This is a genomic window from Amycolatopsis sp. CA-126428 (assembly GCF_002904335.1).
In the GTDB taxonomy this organism is placed as follows: domain Bacteria; phylum Actinomycetota; class Actinomycetes; order Mycobacteriales; family Pseudonocardiaceae; genus Amycolatopsis.
In genome coordinates, this window is sequence record NZ_PPHF01000096.1 from 1 (window position 1) to 2,259 (window position 2,259).

A 2,259-nucleotide genomic window follows, 5' to 3' on the forward strand; every position below is an offset into this window, starting at 1 on the left:
CCGAACGCCGGATTGTTCAACGGCCGTCACGCCGCGTCAAGGCGGGAAAGCGTGCCTTGACCCGGCGTGCCGGCCGCTGATGCGGCTGCGTATCGGTTCGGCAGGGGGGTGTGCTCGCCGGGCCAGGCCGGCGGGGCGGCCAAGCGCCAGGGGCCGGGCCCGGGGCCCGGAGGCCTGGGCCCCGGGCCGGCCGGGTTAGGGGCTACGGGCGCCGAAGGCCGGAGCCCCCAACCCGGCCGGGTTAGGGCGCGGCCGGGCCGGGGCGGCCAGGCGCCGGGCGGCCAGAACCAGGGCCAGGGCCAAGGTTCTGGCCGGGGTTAGGGGCGGGCCCAGCCAGGTCAGGGCAGCCGGGGCGGCCGGGAGTTAGGCCGCCGGGGGCCGGGGGCCGGGGGCCGGTTAGGCGCGCGCGGCCAGGCCGTCGAGGTGGAGGACTCCCCCTGTGTGGTGCTCCGCCACGAACTCCGGCCCTTCGTGATCAGCCGGACGATTCGAGGCTTTTCCCGTGTGGCTCCACACTCTCACCGACAACTTTAGTTGTCGAGGCGCGTAGCGACCACCGCCAAGGTTGTATACGGCAGCACGAAGCTGCCTCCGAGCCCATCGATGGCCGTGCCCACCTCGGACAGCACCTCCGCCAGCGCGTCCGGCGGCAGTCTCGTCAAGCCGCCCGTTGTGGGCAGGAAGTCCAGCCACTCTTCGCGCGTGTATCTCCGCTCCCACTCGAAACGTCGGCGGTCCGGGGCGCCGAGGCCGTCCGCCTTGGCGATCGCGTCGGCGAATCCGGTGAACATCACGTCGTAGATCTCCGCCGCCGGGCGGGACTCCGCCGCGAAGGGCGCGTCCGGCAACACTCGCCGGCACGCCGCCGCGAAGGCCGCCGCTACCTCCGGCGGCGGCTGGAACACGTGGGCGAACACCGCGAGCAGGCCTCCGGGCCGGAGGACCCGCGCTGCCTTGGCCGGGCCGACCAAGGGGTCCACCCAGTGCCAAGCCTGGCCGGCGACCACCGCGTCGAAGGTGCGGCCGCCCGGCTCCCAGTCCTCGAACTTCGCCACCTCGACGTCGAGCCCGCCCCGGCGCGCGAAGGTGGCCATTCGCGCGTCGGGGTCGATGCCGAGCACGCGGCAGCCCGCCTCGCGGAACTGGCGGGCTTCGATTCCGGTGCCGCAGCCGACGTCCAACACGTCGGGCCCGGGACTTGCGGTGACGATCCGGTCCACCAGCTCGCGCGGGTACTCCGGCCGCGCCCGGTCGTAGCGTTCGACGTCCGTCCCGAAGGATTCCGCCATCGCGCGCGCTTCATGAGGTTGAGTGGGCATGTGCCCACTTTAATGGGCGCTCGCCCACTAGGGCAACCGGCGCTCGTGCCGGAGAATGGGGGCATGCCGACCGGGGTTCACCTGCGCGATGTGCGCAAGCAGCTGTTCGACGCGGCCGAGCGGGTGCTGCTCCGCGACGGCCCGCACGCGCTGACCAGCCGCGCGGTGACGACGGAGGCCGACGTCGCGAAGGGCGTCCTGCACCGCCACTTCGCCGACTTCGACGACTTCCTGGCCGAGTTCACCCGCGACCGCATCACCCGCCTGGCGGATCAGGCGGCCCTCCTGCGCGCGGCGGCGGGCACCCGGACGGTCGCGGAAAACCTCATCGACGCCCTTGCGGAACTGTTCGACCCGGTCACCCTCGCCTTGACGAGCCTCGTCTTCTTCCGCGACGAGCTGCGCGTCCGCCTACGCCGCCAAAACGGCCTCCCCATCCTGGCGGAGGCCCGAGACATGCTGCAGCGCTACCTGTCAGCCGAGCGCGAACAGGGCCGCATCGCGGCGGACGCCGAGGTGGAGTCCCTGTCCTTATCCCTGATCGGTGCAGCCCATCTGCTCCTCGCGGGTCGCCGCCGGGGAACCCTCCCCGAAACCGGGGAGCTGGAGAAAATGGTCCACACAGTCACCGCAGACGTGCTCCAACGCCGCCTGCTGTGATCAACGAGTCCGATGTGGATCAAAAGCCGCACCCACCGGACACAACGAGAAGAGCCCTGCTTGCGCATTCGGCAAGCAGGGCTCTTCGAGCGAATCTCGTGGGCGATACTGGGATCGAACCAGTGACCTCTTCGGTGTGAACGAAGCGCTCTCCCCCTGAGCTAATCGCCCGTGGTACCTACTTCCCACGAAATCCGGGGGTGGACTCGTGGTGCGCGATACTGGGATTGAACCAGTGACCTCTTCCGTGTCAGGGAAGCGCTCTCCCGCTGAGCTAATC

The 2,259-nt window shown here is 70.9% G+C and carries 2 protein-coding genes and 1 tRNA gene; 1 reads left to right on the forward strand and 2 read right to left on the reverse strand.

The window, feature by feature from the left end:
• Positions 1 to 530: 530 nt before the first annotated feature.
• Positions 531 to 1,289, reverse strand: coding sequence for a class I SAM-dependent methyltransferase (locus tag C2L58_RS25265; RefSeq protein WP_103340088.1), 759 nt, complete (start codon positions 1,287 to 1,289; stop codon positions 531 to 533).
• Between the two features lie 93 nt (positions 1,290 to 1,382).
• On the opposite strand from C2L58_RS25265, the gene C2L58_RS25270 reads away from it, so the two are divergent.
• Positions 1,383 to 1,979 carry a TetR/AcrR family transcriptional regulator gene (locus C2L58_RS25270; protein WP_103340089.1) on the forward strand — a complete coding sequence of 199 codons (597 nt, stop codon included), beginning with the start codon at positions 1,383 to 1,385 and terminating at the stop codon, positions 1,977 to 1,979.
• Positions 1,980 to 2,078: 99 nt separating this feature from the next.
• Here C2L58_RS25270 and C2L58_RS25275 read toward each other — a convergent pair.
• Positions 2,079 to 2,150 (reverse strand) — tRNA-Val (locus C2L58_RS25275).
• Positions 2,151 to 2,259 lie beyond the last annotated feature (109 nt).